General features: G+C 56.1%; 13 protein-coding genes. 6 read left to right on the forward strand and 7 right to left on the reverse strand.

All coding sequences use genetic code 11. The features are described from left to right. The first annotated feature begins 12 nt into the window (after positions 1-12). From oppB to AGR1_RS29690, 4 genes are all read left to right on the forward strand, one after another. The gene (gene oppB / locus AGR1_RS25255; RefSeq protein WP_149148736.1) at positions 13-936 is read left to right on the forward strand and encodes an oligopeptide ABC transporter permease OppB; all 924 of its coding nucleotides are present in this window, start codon (positions 13-15) and stop codon (positions 934-936) included. Then, positions 929-2,059, forward strand: coding sequence for an ABC transporter permease subunit (locus tag AGR1_RS25260; RefSeq protein ID WP_149148737.1), 1,131 nt, complete (start codon positions 929-931; stop codon positions 2,057-2,059). Before oppB ends, AGR1_RS25260 begins: the two co-directional genes overlap by 8 nt. Before the next feature lies 1 nt (position 2,060). Next, the gene (locus tag AGR1_RS25265; protein ID WP_187772289.1) at positions 2,061-3,671 is read left to right on the forward strand and encodes an ABC transporter ATP-binding protein; all 1,611 of its coding nucleotides are present in this window, start codon (positions 2,061-2,063) and stop codon (positions 3,669-3,671) included. Positions 3,672-3,785: 114 nt separating this feature from the next. After that, positions 3,786-3,953 (forward strand): hypothetical protein, encoded by a 168-nt coding sequence (locus tag AGR1_RS29690; RefSeq protein WP_187772290.1) that lies wholly within the window; start codon positions 3,786-3,788, stop codon positions 3,951-3,953. 446 nt (positions 3,954-4,399) lie between these two features. Here AGR1_RS29690 and attM read toward each other — a convergent pair whose 3' ends face one another. From attM to AGR1_RS25280, 3 genes are read right to left on the reverse strand one after another with little or no spacing between them, the layout of a single operon-like run. Further along, complete coding sequence (gene attM, locus AGR1_RS25270) at positions 4,400-5,191, reverse strand: N-acyl homoserine lactonase AttM (RefSeq protein WP_003517310.1); 792 nt, start codon at positions 5,189-5,191, stop codon at positions 4,400-4,402. Between the two features lie 45 nt (positions 5,192-5,236). Then, positions 5,237-6,397 (reverse strand): iron-containing alcohol dehydrogenase, encoded by a 1,161-nt coding sequence (locus tag AGR1_RS25275; protein WP_149148738.1) that lies wholly within the window; start codon positions 6,395-6,397, stop codon positions 5,237-5,239. A 20-nt stretch (positions 6,398-6,417) separates the two neighbouring features. Then, complete coding sequence (locus tag AGR1_RS25280) at positions 6,418-7,872, reverse strand: NAD-dependent succinate-semialdehyde dehydrogenase (RefSeq protein ID WP_149148739.1); 1,455 nt, start codon at positions 7,870-7,872, stop codon at positions 6,418-6,420. Positions 7,873-7,963: 91 nt separating this feature from the next. Here AGR1_RS25280 and AGR1_RS25285 point away from each other — a divergent pair, with 91 nt between their 5' ends. Beyond that, positions 7,964-8,755, forward strand: coding sequence for an IclR family transcriptional regulator (locus AGR1_RS25285; RefSeq protein WP_149148740.1), 792 nt, complete (start codon positions 7,964-7,966; stop codon positions 8,753-8,755). Positions 8,756-9,073: 318 nt separating this feature from the next. Here the strand turns inward: AGR1_RS25285 and AGR1_RS25290 are convergent, their stop codons facing one another. From AGR1_RS25290 to AGR1_RS25305, 4 genes are all read right to left on the reverse strand, one after another. Next, on the reverse strand, positions 9,074-10,105 hold the full coding sequence (locus AGR1_RS25290) for an ABC transporter substrate-binding protein (protein ID WP_246669757.1): 1,032 nt from the start codon (positions 10,103-10,105) through the stop codon (positions 9,074-9,076). Between the two features lie 78 nt (positions 10,106-10,183). Then, positions 10,184-11,041, reverse strand: a complete 858-nt coding sequence (locus AGR1_RS25295; protein ID WP_149148742.1) for an ABC transporter permease — start codon at positions 11,039-11,041, stop codon at positions 10,184-10,186. Continuing rightward, the gene (locus AGR1_RS25300) at positions 11,031-11,933 is read right to left on the reverse strand and encodes an ABC transporter permease (protein ID WP_149148743.1); all 903 of its coding nucleotides are present in this window, start codon (positions 11,931-11,933) and stop codon (positions 11,031-11,033) included. Before AGR1_RS25300 ends, AGR1_RS25295 begins: the two co-directional genes overlap by 11 nt. Further along, complete coding sequence (locus AGR1_RS25305) at positions 11,930-13,042, reverse strand: ABC transporter ATP-binding protein (RefSeq protein ID WP_149148744.1); 1,113 nt, start codon at positions 13,040-13,042, stop codon at positions 11,930-11,932. Before AGR1_RS25305 ends, AGR1_RS25300 begins: the two co-directional genes overlap by 4 nt. 203 nt (positions 13,043-13,245) lie before the next feature. Between AGR1_RS25305 and AGR1_RS25310 the strand changes: the two genes are divergently transcribed. After that, positions 13,246-13,932 (forward strand): GntR family transcriptional regulator, encoded by a 687-nt coding sequence (locus tag AGR1_RS25310; RefSeq protein ID WP_149148745.1) that lies wholly within the window; start codon positions 13,246-13,248, stop codon positions 13,930-13,932. The last annotated feature ends 73 nt before the right edge of the window (positions 13,933-14,005 follow it).

The following is a 14,005-nucleotide window of genomic DNA, read 5'->3' on the forward strand; positions in this document are numbered from 1 at the left end:
GCCCGAAAAAACATGATATCGTTCATTCTGCGCCGTTTGGCGAGCGCCGTGCCGACGTTGTTCATCGTCGTCACGATTTCCTTTTTCCTGATGCGTTTTGCGCCCGGCGGTCCGTTCAATCTTGAAAGACCCCTGCCGCCGCAGACCATGGAAAACCTGATGAGAACCTACCATCTGGATGAGCCACTCTGGCGCCAGTATCTCATCTATCTCGGCAATGCCGTCACCGGCGATTTTGGCCCGAGCTACATCTATAAGGACAACACAGTCGCGCAATTGATCGGCAAGGGGCTGCCCTATTCGCTCGAACTGGGTTCTTACGCCCTGTTGCTGGCGCTGGTCGGCGGTGTGCTTGCCGGCACCTTCGCGGCGCTCAGGCAAAACAGCGCCTTCGACTTCTCGATCATGTCCATCTCGACGGTCGGCGTGACTGTACCGAATTTTGTCGTTGCTCCGGTTCTCACGCTCGTCTTTGCCGTGCTGCTCGGGCTTCTCCCGGCCGGCAGCTGGGGCGACGGATCGCTACGCTACCTCATTCTTCCGATGATCGCGCTTGCCTTGCCGCAGCTTGCTGTCATTGCACGGCTGACGCGCGGCGCGATGATCGAGGCGCTACGTATGGACCATATCCGCACGGCAAAAGCGTATGGCCTTCCTGCACGCAGCGTGGTTGTTTTTCACGCCATGCGCGCCGCGATGCTGCCGGTTGTTTCCTATCTCGCCCCCTGTGCCGCCGCCCTGCTAACGGGTTCGGCGGTTATCGAAACCATCTTCACCATTCCCGGCGTCGGCCGCTACTTCGTTCTCGGCGCCATCAACCGTGACTATACGCTGGTGATGGGAACCGTCGTTCTCGTTGCCATCTTCGTCATCCTGTTCAATCTCGTGGTCGATATCCTCTACGGCCTGCTTGATCCGAGGGTCAGACATGACTGATATCCCCGGCACGAATGCCCATATGCAACAGGTCAAAAGCCGCAGCCTGTTCCAGCTGGCTGCCCTGCGGTTCAGACGCAACAAGGCTGCCATGGCGGGCTCCGTCATGCTGCTCCTGATCGCTCTGTTCTCGTTTGTCGGGCCTCATTTCCTGACACATACGTATGATCAGGTCTTTTCCTCCTATGTTTCGGTGGCACCCAGCCTCGAGCCACGTCCCGATGTGAATAACCTTCAGGGAGTGATGGAAGGTGTCGCTAGCCGAGCCCGCGTCGAGCTGAAGGAATTTGCCGTTGAAGGCCAGTCTTTCACGGCGACGATCACCTCGAGCAGCGCAATCGATCCGCGCGCAACACGCTATTTCGACCGCGCCAACGAATTCGAAAATACGAAGGTGGTTGCAACCGAAGATGACGGCCGCACGCTGAAGCTCGAAGGGGGCGTCAACCGCGAATACTTCTTCTTCGGCACAGATTCGAACGGTCGTGACATGCTCGCACGCGTCATGCTGGGCGGACAGATTTCGATCGCGGTTGGAGTGCTGGCCAGTCTGGTTTCGCTGGGGATCGGCGTCGTCTACGGTGCGACAGCAGGCTATATCGGCGGGCGCGTCGACAATGTGATGATGCGCTTCGTCGAAATTCTCTATTCCCTGCCCTTCGTTTTTCTGGTGGTGGTTCTGGTCGTCTTTTTCGGCCGAAGCTTCATCCTGATCTTCCTTGTCATCGGCGCGGTGGAGTGGCTGGATATGGCACGTATCGTGCGTGGTCAGACACTTGCCCTGAAACGGCGGGAATTTGTCAGTGCGGCGCAGGCTCTGGGACTAAGCGACTGGCAAATCATCCGCCGTCATATCATCCCCAATACGATCGGACCGGTGGTCGTGTTCGTAACGGTCGTCGTGCCCAAAGTCATTCTTCTGGAAAGCTTCCTGTCCTTCCTCGGTCTCGGCGTTCAGGCGCCGCTGACAAGCTGGGGCGCGCTGATTTCCGAAGGGGCCAACAATATCCAGTCAGCCCCCTGGCTTCTGATATTCCCGGCGATCTTCTTCGTGCTGACCCTGTTTTCGCTGAATTTTGTTGGCGATGGGTTGCGTGACGCACTCGATCCCAAGGATCGTTGACATGAATACGACAACTGAAACCATCCTCACCGTTCGTGACCTGAAGGTCGATTTCACCACACCGGATGGAACCGTCCATGCCGTCAAGGGCATCGATCTTGACGTCAAACAGGGCGAAACGCTTGCTGTCGTCGGCGAGTCCGGTTCGGGCAAAAGCCAGACCATGATGGGCATCATGGGATTGCTTGCCTCCAATGGCGCGATCACCGGCTCGGCGAAATATCGCGGGAGGGAACTGCTTGGACTGCCTGTCGGCGAGCTGAACAAAATCCGCGGCGCGAAAATCACCATGATCTTTCAGGAGCCGATGACCTCGCTCGATCCTCTCTACCGGATCGGAGCACAGATTGCCGAGCCGATTATTCACCACAGGGGCGGCAGTAAAAAAGAGGCGCGGGCGCGCGTTCTCGAACTGCTGAAGCTGGTGGGAATTCCAGAACCCGAGCGGCGGATAGACAGCTATCCGCACGAACTTTCCGGTGGTCAGCGCCAGCGCGTCATGATCGCCATGGCGCTCGCGAACGAGCCGGACATCCTGATTGCAGATGAGCCGACCACAGCGCTTGACGTCACGATCCAGGCCCAGATCCTGGATCTTTTGAAATCGCTGCAGCAGCGTTTCGGGATGGCAATCGTCTTGATTACGCATGATCTCGGCGTCGTCCGCCACTTTGCCGATCGCGTGTCGGTCATGCGTCGGGGGGAAATCGTGGAAGCCGGGTCAACGGAGGACATCTTCGAGCGCCCTAAGGCCGATTACACCCGGATGCTTCTCGATGCCGAACCCCGTGGGAATAAGTCCGCAGTCAGTCAAGAGGCTCCGATCGTGCTTTCCGGTCAGAACGTGACGATCGACTACACGATTCCGGGCGGCTTCCTGTCGAAATCGAGCAAGTTCCGGGCAGTGGACGACGTGAACGTCAACCTCCACCAGGGGCAGACAATCGGCATTGTTGGGGAATCCGGGTCAGGAAAGTCCACGCTCGGTCGGGCGCTCCTGCGCCTGATCCAGGCCGATGGCCGGATCTTCTTCGGAAAACAGGAAATCACCGGGCTGGATCGAAAGGCGATGCGGCCGCTACGGCGACATCTCCAGTTGGTGTTCCAGGATCCTTATGGTTCGCTTTCGCCGCGACAGACGGTAGGCGAGATCATCACCGAGGGGCTCTTCGTCCACGACCATGACCTCAACCGTGCGGAACGGGACAGACGCGCAATCGAGGCTCTGAAGGAAGTGGGCCTTGATCCCGCCGCCCGCAACCGATACCCCCACGAATTTTCCGGGGGACAACGCCAACGCATCGCCATCGCCCGCGCCATCATTCTTAAACCCGAGGTCATCATTCTTGACGAACCCACGTCAGCGCTGGACCGGTCCGTTCAGGGCCAGGTCATTGATCTGCTACGTGATCTTCAGAAAGCCCACGGCCTTTCCTACATCTTCATCAGCCACGACCTGTCCGTCATCAAGGCCATTTCGGATTACGTCATCGTCATGAGAAATGGAAAGATCGTGGAGGAGGGAGCGACAGACACAATATTCAGCAAGCCGTCGGCTGAGTACACTAAAATACTCATCGAATCCGCTTATACTGCCGCGGCGGCGCGATGACTCAGAGCTCCGTGCATGCAGTCGAACCTGTCCCGGATCAGCGCCCTTGAGACAGAATTGGTTTAATTGAGAAGAGAGGATTCTCGGCTCATCGTAGCACTATCGAAGGAAGCGATGAGACAGAAAACCGGGCCGCAGACATCGGCGGTTGAGAAGACGATCAAGGACATCCGCCGCGCGACGCGCAAGCATCATTCTGCGGAAGACAAAATCCGCATCGTCGACCCTGCTGACTATCCTGGTCATTCCCGCCATTTACCGCGTGCTTGGGGCATGAAGTAAATTATGTAACAGCTATAAATGCCCTTCGGCATCTGGCACCGATTGTGTCACAGCTGGTCTGCTACAAGACCGCTTTGAGTATCGCAGGAGTCGCCTCGCAAATGAAGCGGACTGAGCGCGTCGCGCTACGTGACGTAGCTCAAAACATCAGTTGGAGAAGCGCTACATGGTATATTTTGCCGGATTGGACGTCTCGATCAAGGAAACAAGTGTTTGCATCATTGACGAAACTGGCAGGGTTGCCGGTGTGATAAACCTCATATCAGGACAGGATTCAGGCACTTGAGGGGACAACGCGATCGACCTGAACGGAGGCGGATATCCCGAAAGGCCTGTGCGTAGAAATACACGGTCCTGCTCGGCTGAGGGCCCTTGGCTCATATCATAAAAATCGGCGAAGCTGCATGCAACCTCGCCGTATCTGGGTGTTGGCTTGCTCGTTTTATTTACGCGTAAAATTCGGGAGCCTTCTTGAAGTTCGCCCAGGCGTCAGGGTCATGTCCGGTAACGACCGTCGCATCATGCTTTTCGGCATAGGTGCGGAGCTTCTGAACCGAGCGGACGGTGTCAACGGTCGAGGCAAGAAAACCAGGCAAAGCCTTCTCTTCCCAGTGGTCGAGGGTGTAGGCAGCATCGATCGTGAGGAGAAGCGGTTTGCTGTTTGGCAATCGCACCAGGAAGGACTGGTGGCCGGGCGCATGACCGGGCGTGAAGATCGTGGTGAGCGTGCCGTCACCGTAAACGTCGTAATAGTCGTCCTGCGTACCGTTGAGGAATTGCCACTTCAGGCCCGGCTTGTCGAAGTCCTTGCGGATATAGCCACCACCAGCAAACCAGTCCGGCGTGAAGGCGTACTCATATTCAGACCGCTGCACGATGTGGGTTGCGTTGGGGAAGCGACCAATGGCGCCGGTGTGATCGAGATGCAGGTGCGACTGCACAACATATTTGACATCGGCCGGATCGAAACCAAGCGCCTTGATCTGGTCAACGCAGCCCTGATCCTTGTCCAGCACTGGCCAATAGACATCACAGATGCCGCCCCAATGGCCCCGCGGATCCGTCGCAACTTCGATCGCGTTGCCACCGTCGATGACGGTGTGCCCGGCGGGATGGGTAATCAGGAAAAATGGAACGGGTATCTCATAGTCCGCACCATTTCCCTGGTTCATCTTGATGTTGTGTACCTTGCATTTCAGCGTACCCGACTGAAGCATGTAAAGTCTGATATCGGTCACTCGTTTTCCTCCCTTGGGACTGAAGATATTGATGTAAGAAATTGATCAGAATGCCTCGCGGTAGAGCGCAAGCGCATCCTCTTCGCGGACTTCTACCGGATTATTGACCAGGAGGCGGCTCTGCTTCATTGCGTCCGACGCAAGCATGGCCAGCGTGTTATCCGTCACCCCGACATCGCGCAGACGCCGCGGCGCGCCACTCTCGTCCATCAGCGTTTCCATATGCTGAACGAACGCATCCGAACGGGTTGCGGCATCACCTTCACCCGGAACACCCAGCACGTCGGCAAGCTCCGCATAAAGCGGCGCTGCAGCCTTCGCGTTAAAGCGTAAAACCGGCCCCAGCATCAGGGCGTTGGAAAGCCCGTGCGGCACGTGATAATGGCCGCCCAGCGGATAAGCGAGCGCGTGGACGGCGGCCACCGGTGAGTTGGCGAAAGCCTGACCTGCCAATGTCGCACCCAACAGCATGCCTTCGCGGGCTTTCCGGTCGGCGCCGTTCCTGCAGGCGGCGATCAGGTTTGCACCGAGCAGACGCAGTGCCTCGCGCGCCAGAGCATCTGATAGCGGGTTCTTCTTGTGTTTGCTGGTATAAGCCTCGATTGCATGCACCATAGCATCGATACCGGTGGCTGCCGTATGGACCTGCGGTAGTCCCACCGTCAGTTCAGCATCCAGAAGAACGAAATCAGCGTAAAGCTGCGGAGAAACGACCCCCATCTTGGTGGTTTCGCCCGTGGTGATGATCGAGATGTTTGTGACTTCCGATCCGGTGCCGGCCGTGGTCGGCACGAGCACTAGCGGAAGGCGTGTTCCCTTCACGTTGCCGATCCCGTACATGTCGGCAAGCGTCTGATCGGAAACCAGAAGGACAGCCACGAGCTTGGCGATGTCGAGCGATGAACCGCCGCCAAGACCAACAACGATATCGACGCCACTCCGACTTGCGGATTCAACGCAGTCGGCAACAATGTGCTCTGGCGGATCAGCGACGACCTTGTCGAAAATCGTGACGTTAAAGCCACTGGCCGCAAGGGCGTCAGCGATCGGCTTGATAAGGCCGACCTTGATGAGACCCACATCGGTAATCAGCAGCGCCTTGCGCGCCTGAAACCTGCCGGAAAGAATCTCTCCGAGACGCTGGGCGCCACTCCAGGCAACCTGCATGGAGGGAACGGTGCGGAATTCAAAAGGGTTGATGGTCATCTGATCCTCCCAGCGTGATCTTAGCCGATGGCCGAGCACAGGTATTTGATTTCAAGATATTCATCGATGCCGTAGTGAGAGCCTTCGCGGCCCAGGCCGGACTGCTTCACGCCACCGAATGGTGCGACTTCGTTGGAGATAAGGCCTGTATTGTGGCCCACCATGCCGTATTCGAGCGCTTCTGCGACACGCCATGTCCGGCGGACATTCTCGGTGTAGAAATAGGCCGCCAGACCAAATTCGGTATCGTTCGCCATGGCGACCGCTTCGTCTTCTGTCGCGAACCGAAAGAGTGGGGCGACCGGACCAAAGGTCTCCTCACGGGCAACCTTCATAGCCTGGGTTGCACCCGTCAGAACCGTTGGTTCGTAAAACGTGCCTCCAAGAGTATGGCGTTTACCACCGGTCACGATCTTTGCCCCCTTGCCAAGGGCGTCAGCAATGTGATCCTCGACCTTTGCCACGGCATTCTGGTCAATCAGGGGTCCAATCAGAACGCCCGGTTCGGTGCCTTTGCCGACGGACAGGCTTTCGACTCTTTTGACCAGCTTTTCCGCGAATGCGTCGTAAACACTGTCCTGTACATAGATCCGGTTGGAGCAAACGCAGGTCTGTCCGGCATTGCGGTATTTCGACACGATCGCCCCCTCAACGGCCGCATCCAGATCGGCATCATCAAAGACGATGAAAGGCGCATTGCCACCAAGTTCCAGCGACAGTTTCTTGATCGTCGGGGCCGATTGCGCCATCAGCAAACGACCGACTTCGGTCGATCCGGTAAAGGAGATCTTTCGCACCGTGTCGCTTTCGGTAAACACCTTGCCGATATCGCGTGCGGCGCCCGTCACCACCTGGAAGACACCGGCAGGAACGCCCGCTTCTTCGGCGAGAACACCCAGAGCAAGTGCGGTGAGAGGGGTCTGTTCAGCTGGTTTGACGATCATCGTACAGCCTGCAGCAAGTGCCGGGGCCGCCTTGCGGGTTATCATCGCGGCCGGGAAGTTCCATGGTGTGATCGCGGCGCAGACGCCGATCGGCTGCTTCAGGATGGTAATGCGCTTGTCCGTGGTCGGCGACGGAATGGTATCGCCATAAACACGTTTGGCTTCCTCGGCGAACCATTCCACGAAAGATGCCGCATAAAGGGCCTCGCCCTTTGCTTCCGCAAGCGGCTTTCCCTGCTCGGCAGTCATCAACGCGCCAAGATCGTCAGCGTTCGCCACCATGAGATCAAACCAGCGACGCAGTATGGCAGCGCGGTCCTTTGCAGGACGGCGGCTCCAATCAGAAAGTGCCCAGCCTGATGACTCCACCGCGGCTTCCACCTCATCTGCAGATAATGAAGGAACGTGGCCGATGATCATCGAGTTGGCTGGATTTTCCACCGCAATCGTCTTGCCATCTGCGGCTTTCAGCCATCGGCCATTCACCAGGCATGCATCACGCAATAGCGCCGCATTTTTCAGCTTGATCATCGAACCCTCCCGCATTAAAGTTCAACTAATTGAACTAGACTCAATATAGTGAACTATGGGCCGATGCGGCCACTGATGTCAAGGAAGGTGCATGGCAGAAGATCAACAATCGTCGCAAATTTCAGACACTGTACCGGCACTCAGACGCGCGGTGCGTATTTTGGATCTGGTCTCGGGTTCCCCCCGCAACCTTTCAGCAGCCGAGCTGACACGCGTTTTGGACTTGCCCAAAAGCACCGCGCATGGGTTGTTGGCGGTTATGACTGAGCTTGATCTTCTCGCGCGATCCGCCGATGGAACCCTGCGTGTTGGAGCCCACTCGCTCAGATGGGCGAACGGCTTTTTGTCGCAGCTCGATATCGTATCAGCTTTCAACGACCATCTCGCCCAGCGGCACGACCTTGATCCATACACCGTGACCCTGACCGTCCGCGAGGGTGGCGAAGTCGTTTATATCGGCTGCCGCAACTCGGCCCGGCCGCTTGGACACACATTTCGGATCGGCATGCGTCTGCCTGCGCCGTTTACCGCCACAGGCAAAATCCTCCTGTCCGATCTCGGGCCCGAAGAATTGGGGATGTTGTTCTCTCAGTTTCCACTGCCTCTGACATCAAGGAGCGTTGCTACCCTTTCGCAGCTTGAAGAGGAACTTGCTTTGACGCGCACTCGCGGCTACTCGATCGACGATGGTGAGATACGCGAGGGTATGCTTTGCATTGGTGCGGCGATACGCGATTACTCGGGAGCGGCATCAGCTGGTATCGCCATCAGCCTGATCCGCAGCGAAGCCAGCGACGAAAAAATCGCTTGCCTTGGGGAGGAGCTTCGCACCACCGCCAATGCGCTTTCTGAAAGGCTTGGGTACCGATCGCAGAAAGACTAGCCACAACCTGTAGCGGTACAGTCAATGCCGAAGAGCGCAGCTTGCTGTAGGGGCCAATCCATTAATGCCTCGGACAGCCCCTTACAGAGACTGCGCCGAGCGTTCATTTTGCGCTCTTTTGATCGCGCATACAAAAGACATCATGGAAATGTTTAGCACCAAGGGAAACGACCTGTGATCGGAGATGCACGATCCACCGCGTTGCCTGTTTTCCCGCCCGAGACGAAGCCGAACAATCGGTTGCCATCAAAGGTCATGGCCCTTCGGTACCGTACGATGCCACGCGCGCGTCAAAGTGCCTTGGCGCCTTGGGTTTTTTCAGCGTATCCATGAGTTCCAGCGCTGCACCAACATACCCATGTTCGCGTTGATCCATTGTGCATCAGGGACGATGATCCGGTTCTCAACATCTGCTGCGGATGGCAGGGTGGCGCGAGCCTCCGATGACATCTGAGAAATCGCTTTCTGACTTGGAGGAGTGCATGAAAGCGTTTCGCAGGCTTTGGCCTGCACCGCAGGATTCCTCAGCCAGAAATCAATGAGCTTCAGCGCATTTTCCCGATTTGGCGCGCCACGCACGAGCGCTATGCGATCGCCCACAAGAAATGCGCCATCATAACTCCAGCCAATCTTGTAACCCTCTGCCCTCAAGGCCTTCGCCCGCGTCAACCAGATCTGTCCAACGCGATACTCGTCATTGCGAAACGCCTGAACACTTTGATCTCCTGTCCTCCACCAAACCTGTACACTATCCCTTACTTCGTCGAGCTTGCGAAATGCTCGATCAACATCAAGTGGGAAAAGCTTGTCCCTCGGCACTCCGTCCGCCAGCAATGCGGCGGCCAACACTCGCCATGGATCGTCAAAGCTAGGAAAACTGCGTGCACCCGGGAACTTCACCAAATCCCACATGTCAGCCCAGGTTTGAGGGTTGCTTCCGTTCTCATTCAATTTGTAAGCCAATAACGTGGAGGTTGACTGCAATTTCGCCCCGCCGCGCGTGCACGAGTCCGCCCGGAGGTCCGCGCTGTTAATGAACTGTTTGCAAAAGTCGGACAGGTCTTCCGTTATGGCAAAGTGTGCGTCGGAGCCAGCTTGGATTTCACCATCCAGATAGAGGTCCCAGGTGACGTTACCTGTTTGAACCATAGCCGTGACCTTTGCCCGCTTCTCCGCATCCGTTCCAGAAACAGTGACGACCTTTATGCCTGTCGCTTTCGTGAAGGGTTCGAACCACGCATCACGCAGTGCCTTTTCATAGGTACCTCCCGTGGTGGCAATGACCAAACGTTGCTCGGCGCTCGCCTTTTGAAACCCAAGAGCGAATATGAGAGCAAAGGCGACGAACATGTAAAACGCGGACCTCAGGCAAGCCTTCGGCGTCTGATCCGATCTGATCATTTCAAATCCTCTTCAGTTAATGTGGAGTTAGTGTCTGCTTCGAGTCGTCAGAAGTTGCGCCGCCGTCATGAGCACGAGCGAGATCGCGACGAGCACGGTTGACGCGGCGGCGATCACTGGTGTGAGGTTGAAATCGATATCTTCGAACATCTTGCGTCCAATCGACTTCCCGCCAATGTCAGAGATAAAGAACGAAACCGTCGCGTCATCGAACGACGCAAGAAATGCAAAGACCGAAGCCGCGGCCACGCTGGGGCCTATATTGGGCAGCATCACGAGGAAAAAGCTCTGGATTCGATTTGCGCCGCAGTTGAGGGCCGCGAGTTCAAGCGAGGGATCAAACTTCTGCACCGCAGCACCCACCACGATCATGACATACGGGATGGCTAAGACTGTGTGCGCGAGAACAAAGCCTGCAAACGTCCCCGTTATTCTCCACGGTGAAAACACGAGGTAAAGCGATACACCCAGAACCACGTGCGGGACGATCATAGGCCCAAGCGCGAGGCTTTGCAGAAGCTCCTTAAGAGGCAATCTGCTCTTTGCGAGCGCAAGCGCTGCTGTCGTGCCGATGGTTGTTGCCACAACAGCTGTCGCGAATGCGACCTGCAGGCTGAACAATGTCGCGGCCATCCAATCAGGATCCGAAAAATACGCCCTGTACCATTTTAATGTTAGGCCTTGTGGTGGAAACGCAAGATAGCTGCCGTCATTCAGGCTCATGGGGATGACGAGAAATGTCGGCAAGACCAAGAATACCGTTATCAGCAAGACAAAGAGGCCTACGGTATAGATGCGAAGGATATTGCGATACCGGCCGACGGTATTGCGCAGTGGCCGCACCACAGTAGACCAGACCGGAAATGTTGAACTATCAGATGCCACTGTTCAGCCCCTTGCTTAGCGAAAGTGTTCTTCGAAATATGATTATGACGGCAACCGTGACGACCAACAGTGAGGTTGAAAGCGCAGCTGCAAAAGGCCAATCGAGCAGGACAGTCGTTTGTTGACCGATGAGCGTTGCCATCATGAGCGATCCGGCTCCCCCTACCAACGCCGGGGTGACATAGAAACCGAGTGCAAGAACGAAACTGATAACGCATCCCGCAAATATCCCAGGAAGGCTCAGAGGAACAATGATTGCGCGAAAGGCGTGCAATCGGGTTGATCCAAGATTCATTGCCGCTTGAACGTACTCCGGAGGAATAGCCCGCAGTGACGCAAAGATGGGCATGATCATGAAGGGAAGAAGGACATGAGTCATCGCGACGATGACCGCCCCCTGTGTGTAGATCATGCGCAGGGGCTCGTCGATGAGCTTGCTCGAGAGAAGTGCCTGGTTGATGATGCCGGTTCTCTGAAGCAGCACAATCCAAGCATATGATCGGACCAGGACCGATGTCCAGAGCGGAATGAGCACGCATCCCGTCAATATGAGGGCCCAAGGGTGTTTGAGCCGGACCATCGCGTAAGCTACAGGAAAGCCCAGGAAGAGGCAGCAGCACATAACCGCAAGTGCCACGACCGTCGTGGAGAACAGGACGTTTAGATAAAGCGGTTCGCGAAAGATGCGAATGTACAGCTCGAGGCTCATGTCCGGCATACTGAGCGCGACGAGTTTTGCCAGAGGATAAATGAACCCCGTCAAAAGCATGACTGCAGCTGGCAGAAGCAAAAGCAACGCACCTGCATGGGAATATGTTTTTGCAGAGGGCGAAGCAAACATCAGACTGTGTAGATTGGCGAGTGCCCCGGAAGCGGGTGAGGAAGCGCTCATGCCACAGACCTCTCCTCTTTTGAAAAAAAGCTGACAGCATGCGGGTCGGGTACGAGATCGACCGTATCACCGGTGCGGAAATCTACCTCACTTCCGGTCACGACCTGAACCTCCACCAGCGGTGATCCAGGCAGGTCCAGACGGACGATAAACGCATGGAATGATCCAACGAATGCCAGACTCTCGATCTGAGCTGGAATTGCCCCGAGCCTTTGAGGACCTCGTTTTTTCAATACGATCCTCTCGGGACGCATGGCAAGAATTATCTCGTCACCAAGCCGGAGCGTCCCCCGTGCCGCATCGACAGAAGCGGTCCGGACAAAGACGTCGTCGGCTAATCGCACGAGCATCCCGTCGTCTTCAAAAGAAAAAACCTCTCCTTCGACGAAGCTCATTTTTCCGACAAAATCAGCAACAAAACGGGTGGCGGGCGCGTGGTAAAGACTGGAGGGAGCTCCTATCTGGACGATATTTCCGCCCTGCATTATCGCAACGCGATCGGACATCGTCAGCGCTTCTTCCTGATCATGCGTCACATAAAGGACGGTTGCTCCCACCTGCCTCTGGATGCGCTTGATTTCGAACTGCATGGCTTCGCGCAACTTCTTGTCTAGCGCGCCGAGGGGCTCGTCCATCAGCATAACGGGTGGCTCAAACGCAAGCGCTCGCGCGACCGCCACACGCTGCTGCTGGCCGCCCGACAGTTCGGAAGGAAACCTGTCAGCAAAACCGGCCAGGTGAACGAGGTCAAGCATGTCGTCCGCCCGCTGCTTCCATCCGGAGCGCCAGCGCGATCTGAGCTTTAGCGGGAAAGCTATGTTCTGACGGACAGTGAGATGGGGGAAAAGTGCGTATTTCTGAAAGACCATCCCGATATTTCGCTTATTCGGAGCAACGTCGGTCACGTCACGGTCGCCGATCACGATCCTGCCTGCCGTGGGACGCTCAAAACCGGCAATCATCGTCAGAACGCTGGTCTTGCCTGACCCAGATGGGCCCAGCACTGACACGAACTCACCTGGCTGCACGCAGACGTCAACACCAGCGACCGCAACGACGTTGCCATAGCTCTTCGCGAGCCCGTCAAGATTTAGAGTCTCACCTATCAATACCTTACCCCTCCTTTTTTAATGCTGCGACGAACGTGAAAACGGGTGCTCGGAGCAGCTTTCAAGATTATCTTGCCAAGCCAGCGACGCGTAACAGATTAGATGCTAATAGCGTTTATGTTGTCACATATCGTTCGCAAAAACTTTATATTCCATTTTTGTGACATCAAAAATGCGGTGAGTCAACGGAACAAGAGGGGAAAATGATCGACATTTTACGTGAAGAGAGCGATGCCGGCGTTCAAGGCCAGCGAATGGGAAGCATGGTCTATGATGTGCTACGGGAGAGAATGATCCGCGGCAGCTACCCTCCCGGACACAAGTTTACCGTCCGGGGGATAGCCAGTGAACTCAACGTAAGCACGACGCCTGCGCGCGACGCATTGAACCGCCTGACGACGGAATCGGTACTTGTTTTTTCCGGCCCAAAAACGCTCGTCGTTCCGACGCTCACAAGGGCGGAATTGCGCGATATCACCGTTACGAGGATCGCCCTAGAAGGAACTGCCGCAGAATACGGAGCAAGGAATCCCGACGAAGCGTCAATAAAAAAACTCATTGATATACAAAATGTTATAAACACAAGCCTAGAAGAAGGCAGGTATCACGATGCTCTTTGGCACAACAAGGAATTCCACTTTGCCATCTACAATCTATCCGGAATGACCGGCCTGCTCAGCATGATTGAAACCCTTTGGGCGCGGATTGGTCCTACGCTTCTCAACCTATACCCCGAGTACGCGCAAAATCGCCAGGGCGTCCACAATCACATGGTCGCAATTGAGGCTCTCATTGACAAAGACCCGACCGGCGTGCGGGCGGCAATAGAGAACGACATCAGGGAGGGCTACCGCAAACTGCGCAACGCCGCATCAACTACGGACGAATAATAACCCGAACTTTAAATTGACGTCACATATTGACTCATAGAATTTTTGTTGCAACAAAATTGCAAGTGACCGG

The organism is Agrobacterium sp. B1(2019) (assembly GCF_008274755.1).
Taxonomy (GTDB): Bacteria; Pseudomonadota; Alphaproteobacteria; order Rhizobiales; family Rhizobiaceae; genus Agrobacterium; species Agrobacterium salinitolerans.

What these genes read in the sequence shown, in the direction of transcription:
- oppB (WP_149148736.1), top strand. Translation starts at nt 13, where the DNA reads ATGATATCGTTCATTCTGCGCCGTTTGGCGAGCGCCGTGCCGACGTTG.
- AGR1_RS25260 (WP_149148737.1), top strand. Translation starts at nt 929, where the DNA reads ATGACTGATATCCCCGGCACGAATGCCCATATGCAACAGGTCAAAAGC.
- AGR1_RS25265 (WP_187772289.1), top strand. Translation starts at nt 2,061, where the DNA reads ATGAATACGACAACTGAAACCATCCTCACCGTTCGTGACCTGAAGGTC.
- AGR1_RS29690 (WP_187772290.1), top strand. Translation starts at nt 3,786, where the DNA reads ATGAGACAGAAAACCGGGCCGCAGACATCGGCGGTTGAGAAGACGATC.
- AGR1_RS25275 (WP_149148738.1), bottom strand. Translation starts at nt 6,397, where the DNA reads ATGACCATCAACCCTTTTGAATTCCGCACCGTTCCCTCCATGCAGGTT.
- AGR1_RS25280 (WP_149148739.1), bottom strand. Translation starts at nt 7,872, where the DNA reads ATGATCAAGCTGAAAAATGCGGCGCTATTGCGTGATGCATGCCTGGTG.
- AGR1_RS25285 (WP_149148740.1), top strand. Translation starts at nt 7,964, where the DNA reads ATGGCAGAAGATCAACAATCGTCGCAAATTTCAGACACTGTACCGGCA.
- AGR1_RS25290 (WP_246669757.1), bottom strand. Translation starts at nt 10,105, where the DNA reads ATGTTCGTCGCCTTTGCTCTCATATTCGCTCTTGGGTTTCAAAAGGCG.
- AGR1_RS25300 (WP_149148743.1), bottom strand. Translation starts at nt 11,933, where the DNA reads ATGAGCGCTTCCTCACCCGCTTCCGGGGCACTCGCCAATCTACACAGT.
- AGR1_RS25310 (WP_149148745.1), top strand. Translation starts at nt 13,246, where the DNA reads ATGATCGACATTTTACGTGAAGAGAGCGATGCCGGCGTTCAAGGCCAG.